General features: G+C 63.2%; 22 protein-coding genes and 1 pseudogene. 15 read left to right on the top strand and 8 right to left on the bottom strand.

Translation table 11 applies throughout. The features are described 5' to 3' along the window. Positions 1-67 precede the first annotated feature (67 nt). The 8 genes from ACQ5ID_RS08505 to ACQ5ID_RS08470 all read left to right on the top strand — a co-directional run bounded on the left by ACQ5ID_RS08505 (position 68) and on the right by ACQ5ID_RS08470 (position 4,957). Complete coding sequence (locus ACQ5ID_RS08505) at positions 68-709, top strand: 50S ribosomal protein L25/general stress protein Ctc (protein WP_429912018.1); 642 nt, start codon at positions 68-70, stop codon at positions 707-709. Between the two features lie 124 nt (positions 710-833). Beyond that, complete coding sequence (gene pth, locus ACQ5ID_RS08500; protein ID WP_429912017.1) at positions 834-1,433, top strand: aminoacyl-tRNA hydrolase; 600 nt, start codon at positions 834-836, stop codon at positions 1,431-1,433. A gap of 69 nt (positions 1,434-1,502) precedes the next feature. Next, positions 1,503-1,754, top strand: coding sequence for a type II toxin-antitoxin system VapB family antitoxin (locus ACQ5ID_RS08495; RefSeq protein WP_429912016.1), 252 nt, complete (start codon positions 1,503-1,505; stop codon positions 1,752-1,754). Beyond that, positions 1,751-2,140 carry a type II toxin-antitoxin system VapC family toxin gene (locus ACQ5ID_RS08490; protein ID WP_429912015.1) on the top strand — a complete coding sequence of 130 codons (390 nt, stop codon included), beginning with the start codon at positions 1,751-1,753 and terminating at the stop codon, positions 2,138-2,140. The genes ACQ5ID_RS08495 and ACQ5ID_RS08490 overlap by 4 nt, the downstream gene beginning before the upstream one ends. A gap of 85 nt (positions 2,141-2,225) precedes the next feature. Further along, a complete protein-coding gene (gene ychF / locus ACQ5ID_RS08485; RefSeq protein ID WP_429912014.1) occupies positions 2,226-3,323 on the top strand; it encodes a redox-regulated ATPase YchF in 1,098 nt (365 codons plus the stop codon). Between the two features lie 147 nt (positions 3,324-3,470). Then, positions 3,471-3,875, top strand: coding sequence for a DUF3224 domain-containing protein (locus ACQ5ID_RS08480; protein WP_429912013.1), 405 nt, complete (start codon positions 3,471-3,473; stop codon positions 3,873-3,875). Further along, the gene (locus ACQ5ID_RS08475; RefSeq protein ID WP_429912012.1) at positions 3,872-4,744 is read left to right on the top strand and encodes an enoyl-CoA hydratase-related protein; all 873 of its coding nucleotides are present in this window, start codon (positions 3,872-3,874) and stop codon (positions 4,742-4,744) included. The genes ACQ5ID_RS08480 and ACQ5ID_RS08475 overlap by 4 nt, the downstream gene beginning before the upstream one ends. Before the next feature lie 6 nt (positions 4,745-4,750). Beyond that, positions 4,751-4,957, top strand: a complete 207-nt coding sequence (locus tag ACQ5ID_RS08470; protein ID WP_429912011.1) for a hypothetical protein — start codon at positions 4,751-4,753, stop codon at positions 4,955-4,957. 5 nt (positions 4,958-4,962) lie between these two features. On the opposite strand, the gene ACQ5ID_RS08465 is transcribed toward ACQ5ID_RS08470, so the two are convergent. Then, entirely contained in the window at positions 4,963-5,970 is a 1,008-nt protein-coding gene (locus ACQ5ID_RS08465; RefSeq protein WP_429912010.1) for a calcium/sodium antiporter, read from the bottom strand. A gap of 320 nt (positions 5,971-6,290) precedes the next feature. Between ACQ5ID_RS08465 and ACQ5ID_RS08460 the strand changes: the two genes are divergently transcribed. Continuing rightward, on the top strand, positions 6,291-6,611 hold the full coding sequence (locus ACQ5ID_RS08460; protein WP_429912009.1) for a hypothetical protein: 321 nt from the start codon (positions 6,291-6,293) through the stop codon (positions 6,609-6,611). Between the two features lie 148 nt (positions 6,612-6,759). Further along, entirely contained in the window at positions 6,760-7,074 is a 315-nt protein-coding gene (locus tag ACQ5ID_RS08455) for a hypothetical protein (RefSeq protein WP_429912008.1), read from the top strand. Positions 7,075-7,155: 81 nt separating this feature from the next. Here ACQ5ID_RS08455 and ACQ5ID_RS08450 read toward each other — a convergent pair whose 3' ends face one another. The 7 genes from ACQ5ID_RS08450 to ACQ5ID_RS08420 form a co-directional block, all read right to left on the bottom strand. Then, positions 7,156-7,284: an entericidin A/B family lipoprotein gene (locus ACQ5ID_RS08450; protein ID WP_429912007.1), complete on the bottom strand. Its 129-nt coding sequence runs from the start codon at positions 7,282-7,284 to the stop codon at positions 7,156-7,158. 79 nt (positions 7,285-7,363) lie between these two features. After that, on the bottom strand, positions 7,364-7,492 hold the full coding sequence (locus tag ACQ5ID_RS08445; protein ID WP_371393447.1) for an entericidin: 129 nt from the start codon (positions 7,490-7,492) through the stop codon (positions 7,364-7,366). Positions 7,493-7,574: 82 nt separating this feature from the next. Beyond that, positions 7,575-7,706 (bottom strand): entericidin EcnAB, encoded by a 132-nt coding sequence (locus ACQ5ID_RS08440; RefSeq protein ID WP_371393448.1) that lies wholly within the window; start codon positions 7,704-7,706, stop codon positions 7,575-7,577. A gap of 146 nt (positions 7,707-7,852) precedes the next feature. After that, on the bottom strand, positions 7,853-9,940 hold the full coding sequence (locus tag ACQ5ID_RS08435; RefSeq protein WP_429912006.1) for a M13 family metallopeptidase: 2,088 nt from the start codon (positions 9,938-9,940) through the stop codon (positions 7,853-7,855). A gap of 133 nt (positions 9,941-10,073) precedes the next feature. After that, positions 10,074-13,283, bottom strand: coding sequence for an efflux RND transporter permease subunit (locus tag ACQ5ID_RS08430; protein WP_429912005.1), 3,210 nt, complete (start codon positions 13,281-13,283; stop codon positions 10,074-10,076). A gap of 27 nt (positions 13,284-13,310) precedes the next feature. After that, positions 13,311-14,591, bottom strand: coding sequence for an efflux RND transporter periplasmic adaptor subunit (locus ACQ5ID_RS08425; RefSeq protein WP_429912004.1), 1,281 nt, complete (start codon positions 14,589-14,591; stop codon positions 13,311-13,313). Between the two features lie 27 nt (positions 14,592-14,618). Continuing rightward, positions 14,619-15,989: an efflux transporter outer membrane subunit gene (locus ACQ5ID_RS08420; RefSeq protein ID WP_429912003.1), complete on the bottom strand. Its 1,371-nt coding sequence runs from the start codon at positions 15,987-15,989 to the stop codon at positions 14,619-14,621. Positions 15,990-16,179: 190 nt separating this feature from the next. Between ACQ5ID_RS08420 and ACQ5ID_RS08415 the strand changes: the two genes are divergently transcribed. From ACQ5ID_RS08415 to phoU, 5 genes and pseudogenes are all read left to right on the top strand, one after another. Next, on the top strand, positions 16,180-17,619 hold the full coding sequence (locus tag ACQ5ID_RS08415; protein WP_429912002.1) for a sensor histidine kinase: 1,440 nt from the start codon (positions 16,180-16,182) through the stop codon (positions 17,617-17,619). A gap of 130 nt (positions 17,620-17,749) precedes the next feature. After that, positions 17,750-19,453 (top strand): phosphate ABC transporter permease subunit PstC, encoded by a 1,704-nt coding sequence (gene pstC, locus ACQ5ID_RS08410; protein ID WP_429912001.1) that lies wholly within the window; start codon positions 17,750-17,752, stop codon positions 19,451-19,453. Beyond that, positions 19,446-21,185: a phosphate ABC transporter permease PstA gene (gene pstA, locus ACQ5ID_RS08405; RefSeq protein WP_429912000.1), complete on the top strand. Its 1,740-nt coding sequence runs from the start codon at positions 19,446-19,448 to the stop codon at positions 21,183-21,185. The genes pstC and pstA overlap by 8 nt, the downstream gene beginning before the upstream one ends. Next, positions 21,179-22,008, top strand: a pseudogene (gene pstB, locus ACQ5ID_RS08400) (phosphate ABC transporter ATP-binding protein PstB). The gene pstA and the pseudogene pstB overlap by 7 nt, the downstream one beginning before the upstream one ends. Positions 22,009-22,061: 53 nt before the next feature. Continuing rightward, positions 22,062-22,778, top strand: coding sequence for a phosphate signaling complex protein PhoU (phoU, locus tag ACQ5ID_RS08395; RefSeq protein WP_429911999.1), 717 nt, complete (start codon positions 22,062-22,064; stop codon positions 22,776-22,778).

Raw genomic sequence — 22,778 nt, 5'->3', positions numbered from 1 at the left:
TGAGCGCCGCCCGCCTGCAGGCGGCGAACGCGTTTGAAACCAGAATTTACCACAGGGACCGGACCCCATGAGTGATATTGTTGTTTCCGTTGAGGTGCGTGAGCGCACCGGCACTGGCGGCGCCCGCGAAGCGCGCCGCTCCGGCCTGGTTCCCGGTATCCTTTATGGTGGCCCGCGCGGCGCTGTCGCCATCAGCGTGAAGCGCAACGAGCTGGTGAAAGCCATCGGCACGGGCAAGCTGATCGCCAACATGGTCGATATCGAGCACAAGGGCGAGCGCCAGCCCGTCATCGCGCGCGACATCCAGTTCCACCCCGTCACGGACGAGCCGGTCCATATCGATTTCTACCGTGTGGAAGAAAACTCGGTCATCACGCTGAACGTGCCGGTGCACTTCATCAATGACGAGAAATCTCCGGGCATCAAGCGCGGCGGCGTTCTGAACATCGTGCGCCACGATATCGAGATCCGCTGCAAGGCTGGCAATATCCCCAGCGAGATCGTTGTCGACCTTTCCGGCTACGACATTGGCGATTCCATCCACATTTCCAGCGTCACGCTTCCTGACGGTGTGAAACCGGTCATCACCAACCGGGACTTCACCGTCGCCACCGTGCAAGGCTCGCGCGCTGTGATCGAGGATGAGGTCGAAGGCGAAGATACCGAGACGGAAGTCGAAGCGGACGAGGCCGAGGGCGACGAGGAATAGTCGCCTTCGCGCTGGCGGCTCCATGCCGCCGGGCGTCTGATATCTTAAAAAGGCGGCGCGGGATGACCTGCAGCCGCCTTTTTCATGACCGGCCAGCGCCGGGCAGGCTCGCAAGGGGCATGACATGCTGATCATTGCCGGTCTGGGCAATCCGGAAAGCAAATACCTGAAGAACCGCCATAATGCGGGCTTCATGACGCTGGATGGAATTGCCGCCATGCATGGCTTTGGCCCGTGGCGGGAGAAGTTTCAGGCCGCGATCAGCGAGGGTCTGGTGCAGACCATTGCCGGGCCGAAAAAGGCCCTGCTGATGAAGCCTTTGACCTATTACAATAATTCAGGGCTTGCGGTGCGCGCGGCGGCGGATTTCTACCGGGTCGGCCCGGAGGCGGTGACGGTCTTCCATGACGAGCTGGATCTGGCGCCCGGCAAGTTCCGCCTGAAGGCTGGCGGCGGGCATGGCGGCAATAACGGTATCCGCTCGATTGCCTCCCATATCGGCCCGGATTTCCGGCGTGGGCGCATCGGCATTGGTCATCCCGGCGACAAGAACATGGTCACCAATTATGTGCTCTCCGATTTTCCCAAGGCTGATGCCGTCTGGTTTGAAGCGCTGACCGATGCCATCGCCCGCAGCTTCCCGCTGCTGGCAGGCGGTGAGTTTGACGCCTTCCAGACCCGCGTGACGCATCTTGCTCCCGCTCCGGGCGTGGCGGAAGAGTAAGCGCTCAATAGCGATGCCTTCGCGGCGCCAGACTCGCCAGGCAACCTGATTCGCGATATAGGTTGCCCCATGACGCTGAGCATCAAGGATCCGAAAACCGATGCGCTGGCCCGCAAGCTCGCCGAGCTTAAGGGCCAGACGATCACGGATGCCGTGCGTGCCGCGCTGGAGGCTGAAATTGCCCGCGCCGAACGCGGCGAGGCAGCCCGTCAGGACCGCATCAGGGCGCTGGTAGAACGTGTGGCGGCCGGGATGGAGGGCAGTGGTCACTCCGCTGATCATGGTGACCTCTACTATGACGAGATCGGCCTGCCGAAATGATCGTGGACGCCTCTGCCGTCCTCGCCATTGTCCTGCGCGAGGCTGAGGGACCGGACTTCCTCGACCAGATCATCGCTGATCCCAGGCCAAAAATGTCCGTCATCAACTGGATGGAAGTGACGATCCGCGTGGAGCGGCAGGGCGTACCCGACAGTGTGGCGGCGTTCGACAGCCTCGTGGACGAGCTGGGGCTTGCGCTGATCCCGATTGATGCCGAACAGGGGGCGATTGCGCGGCGGGCCTACCGGCTTTACGGAAAAGGGTCAGGTCATCCTGCCCAGCTCAATCTGGGTGACTGCTTTGCCTATGCGTTGGCGACAAGCACCGGCGAACCTCTATTGTTCAAGGGCGGGGATTTCGCGCATACAGACGTGATCCGCGCCTGACAACATCCGCTCCATTGACGCTGGACCCCCACGCGTCTAACCCCACGCCAGCTTCGTAAATCCTTCTAAAAGACAGGGGCCATCCATGGGCTTCAAATGCGGTATTGTCGGCCTGCCGAACGTGGGCAAATCGACGCTTTTCAACGCGCTCACCCAGACGGCGGCGGCGCAGGCGGCCAATTATCCGTTCTGCACGATCGAGCCGAATGTCGGCGATGTGGCGGTGCCTGAGCCGCGCCTTGAAAAGCTCGCGGCCATTGCTGGCTCGGCCAATATCATTCCCGCCCGGATGAGCTTTGTGGATATTGCCGGCCTCGTGAAGGGGGCCAGCCAGGGCGAGGGGCTTGGCAACCAGTTTCTGGCCAATATCCGCGAGGTGGACGCCGTCGTTTACGTGCTGCGCTGCTTTGTCGATGACGATGTGACCCACGTGGCTGGCAAGGTCGATCCGCTGGCCGATTTCGAGACGGTCGAGACCGAGCTGATGCTCGCCGACATGGAGAGCCTGGAAAAGCGCCGCGCCAATGTGGAGAAGAAGGCCAAGTCCGGCGACAAGGACGCCAAGGCGCAAGTGTCGTTGATCGACATTGCTCTGGACAAGCTGCGCGAAGGCCAGCCCGCCCGCTTTGCCGAGGTGCCAGACGACCAGCGCCGCGAATGGCGCATGCTCCAGCTGCTCACCTCCAAGCCGGTGCTTTTCATCGCCAATGTGGACGAGGAGAGCGCCGCGACCGGCAATGAAATGAGCCGGGCGGTGGAAAAGCGTGCGGGCGAAGAAGGCGCGGTCTGCGTGACCATTTCTGCCAAGATCGAGGCCGAGCTGGCCCTGCTGGACGCGGATGAGCGCGCCGAATATCTGGAATCGCTGGGGCTTGCCGAGCCGGGCCTCAACCGTCTGATCCATGCCGGCTACCGCCTGCTGGACCTGCAGACCTATTTCACCGCCGGGCCGAAAGAGGCGCGCGCCTGGACGATCCGCAAGGGCTGGAAGGCTCCGCGTGCGGCGGGCGTGATCCATGGCGATTTTGAAAAGGGCTTCATCCGGGCTGAAACCATCGCCTTTGACGATTATGTGGCGCTGGGTGGCGAGGCGGGTGCGCGCGAGGCCGGCAAGCTGCGCCAGGAAGGCAAGGAGTACGTTGTGCAGGACGGCGATGTGCTGCTGTTCAAGTTCAACGTCTAGATTGCTCCGCCGCTTTACACATTTCATCGCGCCGCCCATCCTTGCCGCAAGAAAAACAGGCGGGAGGGAAGGATGATCTGGAAGCTGACAGGTCTGGCGGCAACGCTTTGCCTCCTCTTTCCTGCCGCGCAGGCAGAGGACGCAGCCATGACCACCCACACCGCTACCGGCAGTTTCACCGTTCAGCTGGAGCCGCAAGGCGAGGCAGAGCCCGGCCACCACACGCGCTATGCGATCACCAAAACGTTCACCGGCGGGTTTGAAGGCGGCGCCTCAGGCGAGATGCTGGGCCTTTTCGATGCGCAAGCCGGGTCAGGTGCCTATGTGCTCATCGAGCGTCTGGAAGGGCGCCTTGAGGGGCGGGAAGGGGCATTCTCGCTGGTCCATCGCGGGGTGATGGATGGGGGCGCGCAATCGCTCTCCATCACCATCGTGCCGGGTTCAGGCGCAGGTGGGCTCACCGGCATTGCAGGCGAGTTTCTGCTCGATATCGTTGAGGGCGCACATAATTACACGCTGGAGTACACACTGCCGTCCGGGGAGCATCCATGAGCTATTCCACCATCACCTACGCCGTCGCGGACCATATCGCGCTTATCACGCTGAACCGGCCGGAGGCGATGAACGCCTTCACCCACGAGATGGGCCGCGAGCTTATTGCCGCGTTTGATGTGAGCGATGCTGACCCGGATGTGCGCTGTGTGATCGTGACGGGCGCAGGCAAAGCGTTCTGCGCAGGCGCGGATCTCTCTACCGGCGCGGAGACGTTCAACGCTGTCGCCCAGGCCGCCACCAGCGGCGCGTTCGACGAGACCGATCCCAAATGGCGCGATTCCGGCGGCATGCTGAATTTGCGCATCTTCAATTCTGCCAAGCCGGTGATCGGGGCCATTAATGGCGCGGCGGTCGGTATTGGCGCGACGATGATCCTGCCCATGGATATCCGCATCGCCGCTCAAGGCGCCAAGATGGCCTATCCCTTCACCAAGCGCGGTATTGCCTGGGATGGCTGCGCCAGCTGGTTCCTGCCGCGCGTGGTGGGCATCGAGACGGCGCTTGACTGGGGGCTGACGGGGCGCACCTTCATGAGCGAAGAAGCGCTGGAGAAGGGTCTCGTCAGCGAGCTGGTGCCAGCAGACAAGGTGCTGGAGCGCGCCTATGAGCGCGCGCGCCTGATTGTTGAGACCACGGCCCCGGTATCGGTATCGATGAACCGCTATCTGGCGTGGCAGATGCTGGGCGCATCCCATCCCATGGACGCGCACCGGTTGGAAAGCCGGGCGATATTGCGCCGGGGCATGAGTGAGGACGCACGTGAGGGCGTGATGAGCTTTCTGGAGAAGCGTTCCCCCGCCTTCCCCGGCCAGATGCCCGCAGATCTGCCGCCGGGCTGGCCCTACGGCTCTGAACCGGAGTATTGAGCTGTCATGGCGGACGGGAAAAACACCTCTGAACGCGAGCTCTTTCGCCGCATCCTGATCTGGACGCTGCCGCTCGATCTGGGAATTGTGGGTCTTGTGGCCGTGATACTGATGGGCTGGGAGCTGTGGACCGGGATCGGGCTACTGATCGCTGGCGCGCTCGGCACGCTCATGGTGATAGGCCAGCACTACCGGATCGGCCCGGACCGTTAAGGCCGCTAGCCGAGCGTGAAATACAGCAGGGCAGCGATATAGGCCGCATAGATGAGCAGCAGGGTTGCGCCGGTCGTGCGGCCCATGGGCCTGCGCGAAAACACCAGCACCGTCACGAAGACCGCGCTGGCGAGGAACACCCACAAATCCAGCTGGAAGAAGCCGGGATCAATGGATACGCCGCCGGCAAATCCGCCTGCGGCCAGGCCGGTAATGCCGCCCACGGCGAAGATGTTGAAGATGTTGGAGCCGATGACATTGCCGATCGCCATGTCGGCCTGACGGCGTATGGCGGCAACGGCCGATGTGGCCAGTTCGGGCAGCGATGTGCCGATGGCCAGAAGCGTCAGTCCGATGACGGCTTCAGAGACGCCCAGCGTGACGGCGAGGCTCGCGCCGCCTTCCACGATCAGATTGGCCCCGATGGGTAGGGCAACAAGGCCGACGATCAGGCTGAAGCCGATGCCGAGCGCGGATTTGGGCAGGCCCTCCATGGAGTCCACGCCGGTCAGCTCGGCCACCATGGGATCGTCACGTGAACCCATGGCCACGAAGCCGAGATAGACGATATAGGCGATTATCAGGCCGGTCAGCACCGCGCCTTCCAGAAGGCTCAGCGCGCCCGGCGCATTTGCCTCCCAGTCCCAGCACAGGGCGATGAAGAGCAGGGAGGCGGCCAGCGCGATCAGTGCATTGGTGCGCACGCCCTTGGCAGTGGTGCCCATCACCGCGATCAGCGCAGGCAGGCCCAGCACAAGGAAGATATTGGCGATGTTGGAACCGACAATATTGCCCACGGCAAGGCCCGGCGAACCGGCAATCGCGGCAAATACGCTGACCACCATTTCCGGCGCGCTGGTGCCAAAGGCGACAATTGTCAGGCCGATCAGCAGCGATGGCACACCGGTACGCTTGGCCACGGCGGTCGCGCCGCGCACCAGATAGTCGCCACCGAACAGAATGATGATGATGCCGACAATCAGTAGCAGCACATCAAGAAGCGTGGCGGACATGATCGCTCCGGAGCCGGGGGCTGTCCTTCAGGCCCTAATCGAGGCGCTTGAACTCGATCAGGTTGAAAAGCGCGAAAAGGCCAAAGCAAAGGCCAAGGGCGATAAGTGCGGCCATGAGGTCTGCTCCAATTGTCTGCTCTGCAGCCCGCCACCGGGCAAGCTGGACTGTTTCAAGCCGTCTATAGCGTGCGTTGCATACTCACACCAGTCCGCCGTACCGCAATTTCCTGTTTCCGGTTGACTCGCCGGTCAGTGTGTTAACCATAAGCGCACGCCGTCCAGGTGGAACGGTAAAAAAGAAACCAGTCGGGGAGGAAAGCATGAAAACGTTTGCAGCAGGTGTTGTGGCCGCATTGGGCCTTGCCGGATTGTCATTCGCTGACGGGCCGGATGGCCATGTCTACGAGATCAGCATCCCATCAGCGGATGTCACCTACTCGACGACATTTCACGCCGATGGATCGATGACCAACACGCTGGGTCAGGAAGGCAGCTGGACCTTCGAGGACGGCACACTTTGCATTACCACGGACGCTGAGCCGGTCTGCAATCCGTTCGAGCCAGGCGAGGTTGGTGAGAGTGTGACGACAGACGAATGGAGCGCCGACGGTTCGGAAATGGTTATTACCCGTACCGAGTAGGTTCAGGCGGTCAGTTGCGTATTGAAGGACCCGTCGTCTTTACAGGCGACGGGTCCTTTCATGTTTGTTAAGCTGCGGGCAAGGGACGGATGAGCGGCATGAGGGGATGATTGCCGCCAGCCCGGACAGTCTGAGGGAGTTATCTGACATGAACCGCCTGCTTCTGCGCCCGTTTTCCGCATCCATGACGCTGGCCCTGTCGGCGATTCTGGCACCGATCCTGCTGGTCAGTTTTGCGCTGTTTCAGCCGTCATGGCTGCTGGTGGTTCAGGACGCGTCGGGCGTCGTCTACCGCTTCATTACCAGTACCGATCTGCCGCCGACCTACCGGGCGGCACTGCGCCAGTGGACCAGTGAACCGCAGTTTACGCTGGTGTTCTTCACGATTATCGCCCGGGTGATCATTGCCCTGTTTGCGACCTCGTTCACGATTGCGGTGCGCCCGCTTATGCGCCGGGACTAGCCGCGGGACCCGGCCAGAAAAAAGGGCGGCTCGCCCGTTGGAGCCGCCCTCTTTCGTGGGTTATGGAAAACGCTTTTTGGCCTAGTTGCCCGCGTCTTCGATGGCTTCGCCGGTCCGCTGGATGTCCCGCCCTGCACCCTGGACCGTGTTGCAGGCAGCCAGGACGAAAACCATGACGGCCACGCTCATAATCTGAAGGGTCTCACGCATCGAATGTCTCCTGTCTACAACCGGCTTTGTGATGCCGCGTGTAGACCGGTAACGCCCGATGCGCGATTTGGCTCCCAGATCAGCTCGTGACGTCCTCAAGCACCTCGCCGGTGCGGGTTATGTCACGGCCGACACCTTGAATGGTGTTGCAGGCTGAAAGGCCCAGCGTCAGCATGGACAGGGCAGCTGCCATAAGCATCCGTTTCATCGTGTGATCTCCATAATGAAGGCCATGAGCGGCCAGGCACGCTGGAAGTATACGCACAGAGGCCGGATTTGGCCCCGCCCTTTTACTGGGTCACGTCGTCAAGAAACTCGCCGACGCGGGTGATGTCGCGGCCAACGCCCTGAATCGTATTGCACGCGGTCAGGGCGAGCAGCAGCGCTCCGGCAAGCAGGGCAGATGCAAGCGCTCTCGTCATTGCTTTGATTCCCGGAAAAACAGGTCCCTCGTTCCGTTTTGCCTGCCGATGGTGGACAAAAGGCTAACGCGCCTCCTGCCGGGCAATAGCAAAACACCCGGCCGCAGCGGGCCGGGCGTTTGCCATATCGGGCGGGTCTGCCCGTACTACCAGATGCGTACGCGCTCTTCTGGCGGCAGGTAGAGCTCGTGCTCCTCGGTTACGCCAAACGCCTCGTACCAGGCGTCCAGATTACGCACGACGCCATTGACGCGGTACATGCCCGGAGAGTGCGGGCCGGTGGCCAGCTGGGCGCGCAGCGCATCGTCGCGGAACAGGGTCCGCCAGACCTGCGCCCAGGCCAGGAAGAAGCGCTGATCGCCGGTATAGCCGTCAATCACCGGCGCTTCGCCGTCCGGATAGTTCTCCGCGACATAGTTGCGATAGGCCTCATAGGCCATCTGCATGCCGCCCAGATCGCCGATATTCTCGCCGAGCGCCACGCGGCCGTTCACGCATTCATCGGGGAAGGGGCAGAAGCTGTTATACTGCTCCACAAGGCGGTCAGAGCGCTCCACGAAGCGGTCATTGGTCTCTTGCGTCCACCAGTCGCGAATGCGCCCCTCGGCGTCGAAACGGCGGCCATTATCGTCAAAGCCGTGGCCGATTTCGTGGCCGATGACGGCGCCAATGGCTCCATAATTCATTGCCGGATCGGCATTCATGTCAAAGAAGGGTGCCTGCAAAATGCCCGCCGGGAAGGTGATCTGGTTCATCAGCGGATTATAGCTGGCGTTGACGATCTGCGGCGGCCAGCTCCACAGGCGCCGGTCGACCGGATCGGGGAAGCGGCGAAGCTGTTCTGCCCAGGCAAAATCGGACAGGCGCTGGCGGTTGCCGAAATGGTCCTCGGACCGGATTTCCACCCCGTCATACTCATTCCAGATTTCCGGATAGCCGATGCGCGGCTCGAAGGTGGACAGCTTGGTCAGAGCCTGTTCGCGGGTCTCCTCATCCATCCACTCAAGACGTTCCAGGCGGCCCCGGAAGCCGTCCACCAGGTTCTGGATCAGCTCATCCATCTGGCGGCTGGCCTCCGGCGGGAAGTGACGCTCGACATAGACCTGTCCGACCGGATGGCCGAGCGCGCCATTGACCAGCTGCACACCGCGCAGTTCACGCGTGCGCTGTTCCTCGGTGCCGCTGAGCGTGCGCCCGAAAAACTCGAAGTTCGCCTGATCGAAGGCGGACGGCAGCCAGGATGCCCGCGCCGAGATGAAGTGGAAGCTCAGCCAGGCTTGCAGAAGCTCTGTATCGGCCTGCGCCAGAAGCGCCCCGGCATCGGTAATCGCGCTTGGCTGGGCAACGACAATCTCGCCCTCGGCCGGCAGGCCACGCGTCTCCAGCGCCGCCTGCAGGTTCAGCTCCGGTGCCAGCGCGAAGAAGTCCTCCACGCTCATGCGGTTATTGGTCAGCGTGACATCGCGCGAATCCTCGCGGGTCCAGTGCGCCTCAGCCAGCGCGGTTTCAAGATCGAGGATCTGCTGCGCGCGTGCTTCGCCGTCCGGCATGCCGGCCAGCTGGAAAATCTGCGCGATATAGGCGCGGTAGGCATCGCGGTATTCAGGGAAGCGTCCGGTGTCGAGCAGGTAGTAGTCGCGGCTGGGCAGGCCCAGGCCCGACTGGCCGGTACGCATCACATAGACTTCCGGATTTTCCGGATCGGGGCTGATCGCTACCCAGTAAGGCGCGTGATAGTCGCGTTGCGCCATGAGAGCGGCAATGTCCTCGAAGCTCTCCGCTGCTGCGATAGTGTCGAGCCAGGGCCGGGCCGGGTCCAGGCCACGCGCCTCGATGGCGTCGGCGTTCATCCAGCTGGCGTAGAGATCGCCGATCAGCTGCGCGTTGGAGCCGGCCGGGCCACCGGACTCAGCCGCTTCCAGAACGACGTCGCGCACCTGCTGCTCGACTTCCAGAGCCAGCATGTCAAACACGCCATAGCGCGCGCGGTCGGACGGGATTTCGGTGGTTTCGGCCCAGACACCGTTGGCGTAGGCGAAGAAATCATCACCGGGCGCGACGTCAGCGTTCATGCCGGCCGTGTCAAAGCCGAACGTGCCAAAACGCGGCTCGCCAGGCGCTTCAGTGGTTTCAGCCACGACAGCATCGTCTGCGCCGTCACTACTGGCTGTTCCTTGTGTGTCGCATGCCATCAGCACGGCCATGCAGCACCCTGCCAGAAGGAAGTGTTTCATCTCGGTTTCCCCTTTCGGACCGGTTACAAGAAGGCCGGTCCGTCCTTGATAACTAGCGAAAAGCTAGGCGGCACTGACCCTGATGGCCATGGCGGGACGCAGTTTGTGCGCTCCGCCATGGCCGGTTGCAGGTCTATTCGGCGGGTTGCTGGACCTGGCCGATATCGACGTCAGTGCCGCTGGTATCGCCTTCATAGCCCGACCCGATGCCGGCCCGCTTCTCGCCCGTCCAGAGCGAGAGCACGGTGCGTTTGATGTCCACGCCGATCGCGTAGAGCGCAGGCACCATGAACAGGGTCAGGAACAGGGCGAAGATCACGGCAAACCCGAGTGATACGACCATGGGCTTGAGGAATTGCGCCGCAGTGGAGCGTTCCGCAATCATCGGCAGCACGCCGATGAAGGTCGTCACGGTCGTCAGAAGGATGGGCCGGAACCGCTGGACGCCCGCATCCACGAGAGCCTGGAAGGCACCCACGCCGCGTTCGCGCAGCCGGTTCACGAAGTCCACCAGCACCAGATTGTCGTTGATGACGATACCGGCTGCGGCCCCGACACCGAACATCGAGAACAGCGCGAAGGGCACGCCCAGCAACATATGGCCAAACACCGCGCCGGCGAAGGCGAAGGGTATGGCTGTCATAATTAGCAAGGGCTGGGCGTAGGAGCGGAAGGCAACCGCCAGCAGCACGTACATCATGCCGATCATGATGATCTGCAGGACCACGATTTCGCCAAGAAACTCCGCCTCACCCTCGGCCTGGCCGATGGCACCGACCGACACGCCCGGATAGCGTTCCTGCCATTCGGGGAAGAACTCCTCGGTTATCTGGCGGCGAATGGCGCGTGCCGCATCAGGATCGCTGACCTCGGCGCTGACGCGCACCGTGCGCTGGCGTTCGCGGCGCTGGATGCGGTTGATGCCGGGGGCAAACTCCGCGTCCGCGACGGCAGCCAGCGGTATTTCGCGGCCATCGGGTGTACGGATACGCACCTGATTTATGGCATCAAGGCTCTCGCGCGCCTCTCTGGGATAGCGCACCATCACCCTGACATCCTCGCCGCCACGCGGCAGGCGCTGGACCTCCTGGCCATAGAAGGCCTGGCGAACCTGCTGGGTGACATCGGTCAGTGTCAGGCCCAGTGCCTGCGCGTCGGGGCGCAGGACCAGGCGCAGTTCGTCCGCGGCCGTCTGCAGATTATCGACGACATCATAGGTCGCCGGGAAGCCGCGCAGTGCCTCTTTCAACTCGTCGGCGGCCAAGCGCAAAATGTCGATGTCGGGATGGTTGATGGCAAAGTCGATGGCCGGTCCAACCTCGTTGAGTGTCGCGTCAAAGTTGATTTCCTCTGCATCGGGTATCGCACCCAGCTCGTCACGCAGGCGCTGGGCAATGTCGGCGGAGGCGAGCCGTCCGGGCCGCGACTCTGGCGGCGCAAGATTGATCCACGCCCGGATCTGGCCTTGCGTGGCCAGTGTGGAGCGGTTGCGGATAACGTCTATCTCGCCTGGAAATTCTTCCCGGTATGCGTTCTGGATCACGGTTTGCGCCGCCTCCAGCCGTTCGCGGATTTCATCGGTGCGCTGCCAGGGCGTGCCCTCGGCAAGCACGATATTCACCCGGATGAGGTCGCTTTCAATTTCCGGCATGAAGCGGAACGGCACCCTGCCCGTGTTCATCAGCACGATTGCCAGCGCGAACAGGCCGATAAAGACGGCAAATGTCGCATAGCGATGGCGCAGGGACAGCGCCAGGAACGGCCCGTAAGCGTGGCGGGAGAACCAGACGAGGCTGTCAGCAATCTTCGCCTGGAAGCGGATGAAACGGCCTGAAATGCCCTTGGGCTCCTGCGGCCGGATATGCGCCAGGTGAGCAGGCAGGATCAGGAAGGCTTCGATCAGCGAGAAGGTCAGCGCCGCGATCACCACCAGCGATATCTGCCGGGTGAACTGCACTTCCGGCCCGGACAGCATCATCCAGGGCGCGAACGCCATCATCGAGGTGATGACCGCGAACACGACCGGCTTGGCCACCATCTGGACGCCAACCACCGCTGCGGTCAGGCCCTCTTCGCCGCGTTCCACCCGGTTGTGGATATTCTCCCCGACAATGATCGCGTCATCGACGACAACCCCGATCACGATGAGGAAGGCAAACAGTGACAGGAAGTTGAGTGTCACGCCGATAAGCGGCAGCAGCATGAAGGCGCCGGCAAAGGCCGTCGCGATACCGATCGTCACCCAGAAGGCCACAATCGGACGCAGGAACAGGATCAGGATGACCAGCACGAGCGCGAGGCCGAGCAGGGCCGAGCTACCGATGACGGTCAGCTGCGAGTTGAACTGATCGGCCCCGTCCCACCATTCCGAGATGGAAACGGTCTCCGGCAGGTCACGCCGCTTGCGTTCGATATAGGCGGAGAGCTGGTTTGAGACGTCGATAACGTCAGAATTGCCGGTCGACATCAGCGTCAGGAGCACCATCGGCTCGCCGTCGAAGGTCGCCTGGAAGGGGCGGTCCTCAAGTCCGTCAATCACCGTGGCGACGTCGCGCACGCGGATGACGCCGCCGCCGGGGGTCTGGCGCACGACAATATTGCCGAACTCGTCGGCGGTATCTGCCAGCTGACGCGCGGCAAAGCGCACATCGCCCAGATCGGTGCGTACCGAACCTGCAGACAGGTTGAGCGAGCTGGTGGAGATGGCGCGTGACAGCTCGGCAATCGTGATGCCGTAGCGGCGCATATTCTCTTCGGAGATCTCAACCGAGACCTCCTCGGGCAGGCGCGCCTGGACATTCACTGCGGCGGCATCGGGTATGGCCGCTGACAGCTCGTTGCGGATTTCGCGTGCAATACGCTGCAGCTCGCGCCGGTCGATATTGCCGTGAATGGCGATGCCGGCGATCTGGCTTTGCGCCTGCCATTGCACGACGCGCGGCTGGAAGGCGTCGACCGGCAGGTTGTTGATGGAATCCACCTGCAGTTTGACCGCGTCGAGGAACACTTTGGGGTCAACCGTGCTGTTGCCTTCGATATTGACCCAGCCACTGCCTTCCACCGCTGTCGCGGTAATGCGGCGCACGCCGTCAACAGCCGTCATCGCCTCTTCGATGCGCAGGATGATCTGTTCTTCGATCTCCTGCGGCGAGGCCCCCGGCCAGGCCACCGAAACAGTGGCCCCGGCGAACGAGGCAGCGGGGTTATCGTCCCGCTGGATCTGCGAGTAGCCGATGATGCCGCCCACCAGGGCGATGACCATCAGCAGGTTGGCAGCAATGGAATTGCCGGCCCACCAGGCCAGCAGGCCGCGATGGGGCTTTTCGTCGGGACGTTCGACCATGATTTTCAGATCCTTCGCAGCGGCGTTCTAGTCAGCGCTGGCTACAGACGAGGCAGTGTCAGTGCCGGTGGTTTGCGGGTCGCCGTTTGCGCCGGGCGTTTCAGCATCTTCGCTATCGGGGAATATCGGCTCACCATTGCCGTCGAGTGCGCGCACGCGCATCCCTTCGGCAGCGCCGCGCAGCGGCGAGGTGACGACATATTCACCGGCCTCGACCCCGCTGGCGACGACCAGCCTTTCAGGGCGGCTCTCGACGATCTGCACCGTCCTCACCGACAAGGTACCATCCGGTCTGGCGACCAGTACCTGGTCAGCACCGCGCAATGCGCTGCGTGGCAGGGTGATCGCGCTCTCGAGCGCGCGTCCGGGTACCTGGGCGTCGACAAACAGACCCATGGCGAGAGGCGCGCCGGCAGCTTCAGCAGCTGCACCAAAAGGATCGGCCACTTCGGCAATGGCGTAGAGCGTGCGGGTTTGCGGATCGATGCTGCTGTCAGTGCGCACGATACGGCCCTCCCATTCGCGCCAGGCACCGCCGAGACTGGCGCCCAGCGTGATGGCAGGGGCGGTCTCGAAGCTGTCTGCGCGGAAGGCAACGGGGATACCGGCCCGGCCAAGCTCGCTATCGGTAAAGGGCAGGCGCACCTGGGCGGTGTCGGTGGAGAATATCTCGCCAATCCGCGCGCCGGGACCAACATACTGGCCGAGGTCTGCCAGCTTTTCGCGGACACGGCCGTTGAACGGAGCGGTAATGCGGGTGCGCGCCAGTGCCAGCCGGGCTTCGCGCAGCGATGCCTCCGCACCGGCCAGCTGGGCGCGGGCGTCTGCCAGTTGCGGTTCACGCAATGTCAGGGCAGACGCGTCACCGTCACCGATGGCGCGCCATTCCTCGGCCGCGAGCTGGGCTTCGGCTTCCTCGCGGATCAGGGCCTGGCGGCGCTGTGTCACCAGTGCTTCGGCGCGGATCACGGCGAGGCGGTAATCCTCGTCCTCCAGGCGCACCAGCACCTCGCCTTCCTCAAAGAACCCGCCTTGCGTGAAGCTGGGGTTCACATAGGCGATGCGCCCGGAAACCTGCACGACCAGGCCGATCTGGGTGACGGGAGACACCTCGCCTTGCGTGCTGACCATGAGACGGACCGGGCTCTGAACAGCCTCGGCCACGAAGACGGCGGCGGGCCGGGGTACCGGCGTTTCACGCTCGGGCCGCGGCTGGGTGGCGCCCAGTATGACGAACAGGGCAACAAATCCCGCGATAATGAGTATCGGCAAGCCGATGAGCAGGAAGCGTCCGGTAGTTTTTGACATGACCAACCTCTTGAAGACGTATTCTTATTATTGTTCTGACGGGATGAGCCCGGCCGGCGCGCTGAACGGTCCGGCTATGGCAAGATGCAAGGCGATGCGATTGTCGATGCGTTCGCGCCGGGCCGTTATCAGCTGGGCTTCGGCCTGGATGAGGCGGGTCTGCGCATCGATGAGTTCGAAAATGGTGCCGACCCCGCTCGCATACTGACGCTCGACCAGTTGAAGGGCGGCCTGCGCCTCTTCCCTTGCTGTTTCCAGCGCCGATACCCGGTCGGCCAGCAGGCCGTCGGCGGTCAGCGCATTTTCAACCTCACGCAGGGCGGTGAGGCTGGTGTTGACGTAAGACGCGGCCTGAGCGCGTGCCAAGGCAGCGGTCCGGTCGCGTTCAGCACGCAGCGCGCCTGCCCGGAATATCGGGGCGGTAAGCGACGCTGTCAGGCTTTCCACCAGGGTGGAGGCGGAGAACAGGTCTGAAAATTCGCTCGTCTGCCCCGAATAGGAAGCGGTCAGCGACAGTGACGGGTAGAGCGCCTTGCGGGCTGCTTCGGCGGAAAAGCCCGCCGCAGCCAGCCGGAATTCAGCGGCCACGATGTCGGGACGGCGGCTGATAAGCGCGCCCGGTGTACCCGGAGAGGCCAGCGGGGCGAGCATTGGCAGCTCGGCGCCCGGCGCAACATCTCCATCAGGGTAGGCGCCCAGCAGGGTCTGAAGGTTGCGGGCGGTCTCGCGTTCGGCGCGCTGGCGAAGGGCAAGCGTGGCGCGCGAACTGGCAAGCGCGGATCGCGCCGTACGTACATCAGAAGACCGCACAACACCGCGGACAAAGCGCCGCTCGACAATGTCCAGCTGGCGCTGGCGGGTATCGACATCGCGCTCTGACAGCTCGCGCTGCAACCGGGCTTCGGTCAGAGCGAACCAGGCTCTGGCGACACTGGCGGCAATGGACAGCTCTGCGCCGGCATAATCGGCCTCGGCAGCTTCAGCGCTGAGCGCGCTGGCGCGGGCCTGATTGGAGATACGCCCCCAGACATCGGCCTGCCAGCTGACGTCCAGCCCGGCTGAGTAGACCTCGCCGGCGGGGCGGGTCGTTGCCGTCGTACCGATATCGACGGAGGGAAGGCGCGGGGCCTGACCAGCGCGCGCCGAAGCTCTTGCGGCTTCTGTATTGGCGCGTGCGGCTGCCAGATCCGGATTGCTTGCCAGCGCGGTTGCGACGAGGCCCGCGAGAGCCTCATCGCCAAGGGCGCTAACCCAGTCAGTTTCCTGCGGGCCGGCAGCGTCAGGCGCGCTGACATAGGTGTCCGGCAGGGCCAGATCGGGCGCGACGGAGAGCTGCGGCGTGCCAGCGCACGCCACAACGATCAGGGAGGAGGAGAGTATGAGGCTATACCGGAGCACCCGGGATTCCTTCTTTTGATGATGGTTCAAGATGGCGGCACCCTAGAGGCGACTATGCGAATGTCAACAAAAGTTTATCGAAAAACGCTAAAAATATCTCGAATTACAGAAAATTCATCTTGTCGCCCCTGTGCGAGATTTCGTGCGCGGCTCACATTGAGCCGTCAAAAACCCGTGCTAAGACCGGCAGATGGCAAACGAGAAACCAGCGGCCAGAACACCTGCCACGCCGGACCGGCCCCGGCGGCGTGATATTGTCATAACGGCGCTGCTGGGTCTGCTGGTTTTGCTTGTTCTGCTGGTCGGCGGCGTGCTTGCGCCGGGCGCATGGCTGGCCGCATCGCTCGCCTTTTCCGCGCTCGCCTTTGTCTATTTTCTCACAGCCGTGACCCGGGTTTCGCCCCGGTCTGCGGTGCAGATGCCGCGCCCGGTCCATTCCAGCGAGCTTGAGTCTGCCGATGTCATGCTGGAGAAGATCGCCGTCCCGGTCCTTCTGATCGGTCCGGGCGGACGCATAGAGCGCGCCAATCCGGCCGCGCGCGCCTTTCTGGCTCTTGGCGCTGAAGGGGGGCTATTGTCGAACTCGCTGCGTCAGCCACGTGTGCTTGAAGCGGTCAGCGCGGCCCTGCGCGGGGAACGCGGCGCGGTTGTGGAATATGCCAGCCTTGCGCCGATTGAAAGCCATGTGCGCGCCTTTGTGGAACCGCTGCGCATGCCGGTAGCCGGGCCGATGCCGTGGCGTGCGATGCTGGTGCTGGCTGATGAAACCTCATCAAAGCGGGCCGAGCGCATGCGCGCCGACTTCCTGGCCAATGCCAGTCACGAATTGCGCACGCCTCTGGCCTCTCTGTCCGGCTTTATCGACACTTTGCGCGGGCCTGCGCGTGACGATGACGAGGCAAGGGAGCGCTTCCTGACCATCATGCGTGAGCAGACCGACCGGATGCGCCGCCTGATCGATGATCTGCTCTCGCTCAGCCGGGTGGAGATGAACGAGCATTTGCCACCATCGGGCGAGGCAGATCTCGCATCCATCGCACGCGATGTGGTGGACAGTTTGCGGCCCATGGCCGATGCGCGCGCCATCACGCTCGAGCTGTCACTTCCCGATGAACCCGCCCGGATCACGGGTGATCGTGACCAGGTTTACGAGGTGGTGGAGAACCTCGTCGAGAATGCCATCAAGTATTCGCCCGAAGGGGCTGTGGTCGCTATCGAGGCGCTGGACAATTGCGCCCGGGATGTCGCCGAGCACGCACCTGAACGACTGGCACCGCAAAGCGCGCGCCTGCTGCTGGCCGGTCCGCCCATTGACCCGCGCCAGCGCTATGGCGTGCTGCGCGTGCGCGATCACGGGGCAGGCATTGACCGGCGCTACCTGCCCCGCCTGTCTGAGCGCTTCTACAGGGTCGACGGGCAGAAGAGCGGCCCGACGGCGGGAACCGGGCTGGGCCTGGCCATCGTCAAGCACATCATTACCCGTCACCGGGGCGGGTTCAGTGTGGAAAGCGCGCCAGATACAGGTTCGGTCTTTTCGGTGTTCCTGCCCAAACCTGCAGAAACGGTGAAGGCTGCCAGCCCGGCCCAGCCCGTTGTGGCGGCCAGTGTGCCGGAGGCGGAAGCGGAGTAATCCCCCGGCTGCGCCCGGCGCTGTCGCAAAACTGTAATCCAACCGTCATATTTGGGTGATCGATCCGCGCCAGTTTGCGCCGCTAACCGGCAGGTGTGGCTAGCAATGCATCTGCCGTACGAGGTCGTAGATGCAATTGTCCCTTTTCACGGCACTGGCGCTGCTCGTGCTCACGGCCACCGGCTTTCTTGCCGGGCGCAGCCGTGCGCTTGCGCTTGCCGAACAGGACGATAAGCGCCTCCACTCGCTGCCCAGCTATCACGGCTACTACGTAGCGCTGTGGGCGGGCCTGCCGGGCTTTGCCTTCCTCGCCGCCTACGCGCTGGCCGGCACGATGCTCGTCAACACGATTGTGCTTGGCCAGATGGAGCGGGCCGCCGAGCCGCTGCAGGCGCGCTATGAGCTGGCTCTGGCCAGCGATGAAGTCTGGTCTGATGCGATCGCTGAGATTGCCCGGCTTGACGGTGAAATGGCCGCACTTCGCGATGAAGCAGAAGCCGTGATTGCCGCTGAAGGCGTGCAGTCCGACGCCGTGGCGGCCTTGCGCGCGCGTCAGGATGAATTTCAGTTCGCACAGGACGATGCGCGCTTTACCCGTGATGCCCGCGAGGACGTTATCGCCAGTGACATCCTGCAGGCTGTACCGGAAGCAGACGATCATGCGCTGGCACGCGCCGGGTTCGAGTTCTCGCGTCTGCCTGTTCAGGAACGCGAGGTCTTTCTCGCCGATGCGCGGGCACTGGCCTTTGGTGATGGCCTGTCGAGCCGTGACACGCCGGAGCTGCGCGCCGTTGCCGATGGGCTGAGCCCGGTTCATTCGAGCATTCTGTGGGGTGCAAGCCTTGGCGCGCTGGCCCTGGCTCTGGCGGGTCTGGTCTTTGCCCGCACCCATCTGGCGCCGCGATTCCGGGCGCGCAACCGGGTTGAATGGGTCATCTCTGCGGCGCTTGCGCTCGCTTCGCTGATTGCGATCCTGACGACGCTTGGCATCGTCTTCTCGCTGCTGTTTGAGAGCCTGCGCTTCTTTGCCTCCATCGACTGGCGGGTGTTCGACTTCCTGTTCGGTACGCAGTGGAGCCCCCAGACCGCCATCCGTCCCGGCCAGATAGGCCAGTCCGGCTCGTTCGGCGCGGTGCCGCTATTTGCCGGTACGGCCCTCATCACGCTGATTGCCATGATGGTCGCAGCGCCGGTCGGCCTGTTTGCCGCGATATATTTGTCGGAATACGCCGATAGCCGGGTACGGGCATGGGCCAAGCCCGTGCTGGAGATTCTCGCCGGCGTTCCGACCGTGGTCTATGGCTTCTTTGCCTTGCTGACCGTGGGGCCGCTCCTGCGCGATTTTGCGCTCTTCCTCGGCTATGAGGATGCGGTGACCCAGAGCGCCCTGTCGGCCGGTCTGGTGATGGGCGTGATGATCATCCCGTTCGTGTCCTCGCTGTCCGATGATGTCATCAACGCCGTGCCGCAATCGCTGCGTGATGGTGCCTATGCGATGGGCGCGACCAAGTCTGAAACCATCCGCCATGTTGTTCTTCCAGCCGCCTTGCCGGGCATTGTCGGCGCGCTGCTGCTGGCGGTGTCGCGCGCGGTGGGCGAGACCATGATCGTGGTGATGGCGGCGGGTCAGGCGGCCAATCTGACGGCCAATCCGCTTGAGTCAGTGACGACCATCACCGTCCAGATCGTCACGCTTCTGACCGGTGACCAGGAGTTCAACAGTCCCAAGACGCTCTCCGCCTTTGCGCTGGGTCTGGTCCTGTTCGTGCTCACCTTGATCCTGAACATCATCGCGCTGCGCGTGGTGAAGAGCTATCGGGAAAAATATGACTGACGCGCCCCGCCCAGCGATAGCCGAAGCGGTCCGCCAGCGGCTCGCGCGCCGGCACCGTGCCGAAGGCCGGTTCCGCGCCTTTGGCGTGGGCGCAATTGCGCTTGCCATTACATTTCTGGGTGTGCTTCTGGGCACTATCACGCTGCAGGCAAGCGGTGCCTTCACCAATTATGTCATTACCCTGCCGGTAACGCTGGAGCAGAGCGTTGCCGACCCGCGCGGCGATATGAGCGAAGCCTCGCTGCGCCGGGGCAGCTATAACCAGCTTATCCAGCGCGCCCTGCAATCGGAGTTTCCGGCCGCCTCCTCGCGCAGCGATCTGCGCGAGCTCTTCGGGCTCTATAGCGGGCTGAACGCGGCGTCGGTCATGCACCGTGTCATTGCCGATCCGTCGCTGGTCGGCACCACGATCAATGTCACAATGCCCGCCAATCACGAGATCGATCTCTATCTGAAGGGCATCACCGTCGATGAGCATATTTCGGCGGGCAGCGGCACTATCCAGGCCGACGGCGTAGCAGGCAATGTCACCCTGTCATCGGATACGCCTGCCTTTGCCAATGCCATTGCGCGCATCCGCCAGCAGGCCAGTTCACAGCGCGATGTGCTGCTGACCCGCGCTGCGCGCCTGGAAGCCGAAGCGGCAAACGCTGCCAGCCGTGATGCGCGTGAAGCGGGGCTGGCGGCAGCCCGGCGTGCGCGCGATGAGGCGGCCCGGTTTGACGCCGTGATCGATCCTGAATCCCGTATCGCGCTTGGCCCGCGTACGGCGAGCCTCTTGATCCGGGTCAATGGCGGGGTGGTTGCCGTTTCGGCCCTGACTGCTGATGGCCGCGAGGCCGAGGGGCGGGTTCTCCTGCCGCTGGAGAGCGCAGAGCCGTCGGGCAGCTGGAACGAGTGGGTCATCGAGACACCGTCGGCAGGGCGGCGCATCACCGATCAGCAGGCTGTCTACGCCAGGGCGCTTGAAGAGCGCGGCATGGTGGAGCGCCGCTTCAACACCAATCTGTTCCTCAATGCCGATAGCCGCGAGCCTGAGCTGGCCGGCGTGATGGGTGCGTTTATCGGTTCGATACTGACCATGCTGGTCACCATGCTGCTGGCCGTGCCGATTGGTGTCGGTACAGCGATCTATCTGGAAGAGTTCGCGCCGAAGAACCGGCTGACGGGCTTTATCGAGGTCAATATCAATAATCTGGCTGCCGTGCCGTCCATCGTGTTCGGCCTGCTGGGTCTGGCGGTGTTCATCAACACGTTCGGCATGCCGCGCTCCGCGCCTCTGGTCGGGGGCTTCGTGCTGGCGCTGATGACATTGCCCACTGTGATCATTTCCTCGCGCGCGGCGCTGCGGGCGGTGCCGCCCTCCATCCGGGAAGCGGCGCTGGGCGTTGGCGCGTCGCGTACCCAGGCGGTGTTCCAGCACGTTCTGCCGCTGGCCATGCCGGGCATACTGACAGGCTCGATCATCGGGCTGGCGCAGGCGCTGGGCGAGACCGCGCCCCTCCTGATGATCGGCATGGTAGCCTTTGTGGCCGATGCGCCTTCGCTTGGCCTGTCAGGGCTTACCCAGCCTTCGACGGTGATGCCGGTCCAGGTCTTCTTGTGGTCGGGCGCATCCGAGCGCGCTTTCGAGATGCGTACAGCCGCCGCCATTCTGGTGCTGCTGACGCTGATGATCATTTTCAATGCGGTTGCAATCATCCTGCGCCGCCGTTTCGAACGGAGATGGTGAGATGGCAGATTCTGCCGCCCCCACGCACACCGGCAACACGGTCTACCACCCCGCCGAGAGCAGCCATCCCGTGAAGGTGGCTGCCTCCGGCGTGGAGGTGTTCTACGCCGAGAAACAGGCGCTGCACGGCATTAATCTGGATATCCGTGACCGCTCGGTAACGGCGTTTATCGGTCCGTCGGGCTGTGGCAAGTCGACTTTCCTGCGTTGCATCAACCGTATGAATGACACGATCGATACGGCCCGGGTTCACGGCTCGATCCGGATTGACGGTGAAGAGGTAAACGATCGCGGCGTTGATCCTGTCCTGCTGCGCGCGCGGGTAGGCATGGTGTTCCAGAAGCCAAACCCGTTCCCGAAGAGCATTTTTGACAATGTTGCCTATGGGCCGCGTATTCACGGCCTGGCGTCCGGCAAGGATGAGCTGGACGGTATTGTCGAAACCTCGCTCAAAAAGGCAGGTCTGTGGGATGAGGTGGCCGACCGGCTCGACCAGCCCGGAAACTCGCTCTCCGGCGGCCAGCAGCAGCGTCTGGTCATTGCGCGCGCCATTGCGGTTAACCCGGAAGTGATCCTGATGGACGAGCCCTGCTCGGCGCTGGACCCGATCGCCACCGCGCGCATTGAGGAGCTGATTGACGAGCTGCGGGAGAATTACTGCCTCATCATCGTGACCCACTCCATGGCGCAGGCTGCGCGGGTGTCACAGATGACGGCCTTCTTCCATCTCGGGCATCTGGTCGAGTACGGACCGACCGAGGAGATATTTACCAACCCGCGTGACCGCCGCACGCAGGACTACATTACCGGCCGCTTCGGGTAAGCAGCCGGCCGCCTGACCATGGAGCGCTTTTGCTCCGCAAAAAGGTAATCGCCATGAATAGCCCGGCACAGCACGGTCATCACATCGTCAAAGCCTTCTCCGAGGAGCTCGAACAGCTTTCCGCCGCGGTTGCGACCATGGGCGGACTGGCCGAAAGCATGATCTCCGATGCGATTGACGCCATCATCACCCGCGACAGCGATCTCGCCCTGGAAGTCGCCGAGCGCGACAAGCGCATCGATGTGCTGCAGCGCGACGTGGAGCGGCAGATCATCCGCCTTCTGGCCTTGCGCCAGCCTCTGGCGTGGGATTTACGCGTCTGCATCGCGGCGCTGAAGATATCGACCGATCTGGAACGCGTCGGTGATCTGGCCAAGAATATCGCCCGGCGCACGCGCGCGCTCAACGAGGCGGAGCCGCTGGCGCTCACCAAGTCTGTCGAACGCATGGGCCGGCTGGTCCAGCGCCATCTGCATGAAGTGCTCGACGCTTATGTGAGCGGCGAGATTGCCGGCGCGGTCGGTGTCTGGGAACGCGATGATGATGTCGATGAGCATTATAATTCGCTCTTCCGCGAGCTTCTGACCTGCATGGCGGAAGACTCCCAGCTGATCGGTCCGGGTACGCACCTTCTCTTCATTGCCAAAAATCTCGAGCGGGTGGGCGATCACGCCACCAATATCGCCGAGCTGGTTCACTATGCCGTTACGGGCAGCGAGCTTACGGCCGAACGGCCCAAGGGCACGCCGCTTGAAAGCGGCGCAAGCTAG

This window comes from Glycocaulis sp. (assembly GCF_050485565.1).
Lineage (GTDB): Bacteria > Pseudomonadota > Alphaproteobacteria > Caulobacterales > Maricaulaceae > Glycocaulis.
The sequence above is the reverse complement of the archived record's forward strand: the minus strand, read 5'-3'. Positions and strand labels throughout refer to the sequence as shown.